We start from the raw sequence: 1,371 nt of genomic DNA on the forward strand, positions 1-1,371 counted from the left end.
AATTTACTTTATCAAGAAATTTTAATGCTTAAATTAGCAGAGGATACTCTTTTTTGGTATACAATTTTAGGATATTTTGTCTGGAATGGTATATCCATTTAAATGGAACCACTACAAATCTAAAAATGAACTTTTTTAGTCTGTATGTTGTTTTTACAAAAGATACTTTTTCTGAAAAAACAGTGAGTAAATGCAAGAAGAAATTTCTGCACATTGCCATAACCATCATAAAGACCGTATTTTGTTCCAAAAATGAAAAAGGTAATTTTTTCCAACCAAAATCATTATTCATTTCATCAAAAATCTTTTCAGCAGCACCTCTTTGATTGTAATATTCAATAACCTCTTGGTCTGAAGAATCGGTATCTGTGGTTAAAATGGCTCGATAAATGAAATTATCTTGATATTCAATATCAGTTTGTCCTGTTTTATTACGCTCACGACTTACCACATAACGGTAGGTTTTATCGCCTTTAAAGGGCGTGTATTTTACACTGCAAACTTCTATATCAAAAAGACCTATCCGTACAGTTTTCCAGTTTTTTACTGCTCTAATTTGGCAAGAAAGTTCTGCACAACGTTGCGCTCTTATATAAAGCAAATTACTGTTTTTTTCCACCACGTCAATAATGTCTTTACTGAAAGAACCACAGTCCATTCGGCTTCTATTTATTTTTATGTTCTTGCTTTTTAGCAGTGAATACGAACTTTTTAAGGTATCAGCTTGCTTATATTTTACGTTCGTATTTCCATTTCTATTTTCGATATGAACAATGTATTTTCCAATAGTAGAAACGCCAGGGAAGTAGCCACGTTTCATTTTATAACTCTTTTTTGAGTCGTATTTTTCACAGGGGATAAACTGATGATCGAAATCAAAATCATAAGATTGTTTAGGGGCTAAAACTTTTGTTTTAAGGAGCATTTCTAGATTTAAAACATTCAGGTTTTCATGAGTACTAAACTCATGTTCAATGCCCGTATCACTAATGTGAACCTCTTTTTGCTGGGCTAAACTTTTTAAAACCCGACCTATAGTATCTGGTGAACATACTTTTAAATTTGGAATTTGAAGAAAGTCTGACTTTAAATGTTGCTCGATATCTTCGGCGCAATCCCCTCCAGCTAAAAATAGCATCCAAAGATTTTTAATCACATCTGAATAGCTAAATTCTGACTGTAAAGGTCTCTGTCCGAGATGCTTTTCAATCAATGAAGAGAATTCAAGATTATTAAATATTTCGGATATAAAATTTAATCCGCCGTAAGCACTAATATTTTCTGTAGTTGTTGTAATTTTCACCTGTCAGGGTTTTCACCCAAGTTGGTGAAAATTATTGAGATGGAAAAGTCTTGTAACTACTATTTTTA

1 protein-coding gene is annotated in these 1,371 nt (G+C 32.2%); it reads right to left on the bottom strand.

Going from position 1 to position 1,371, the window contains the following annotated elements; genetic code table 11:
* Positions 1-28: 28 nt before the first annotated feature.
* Positions 29-1,303: an IS1380 family transposase gene (locus ES044_RS18225; protein ID WP_147187471.1), complete on the bottom strand. Its 1,275-nt coding sequence runs from the start codon at positions 1,301-1,303 to the stop codon at positions 29-31.
* Positions 1,304-1,371 lie beyond the last annotated feature (68 nt).

Origin of the sequence: Polaribacter sp. IC066 (assembly GCF_007997085.1) — a bacterium.
Classification (GTDB): Bacteria; Bacteroidota; Bacteroidia; order Flavobacteriales; family Flavobacteriaceae; genus Polaribacter.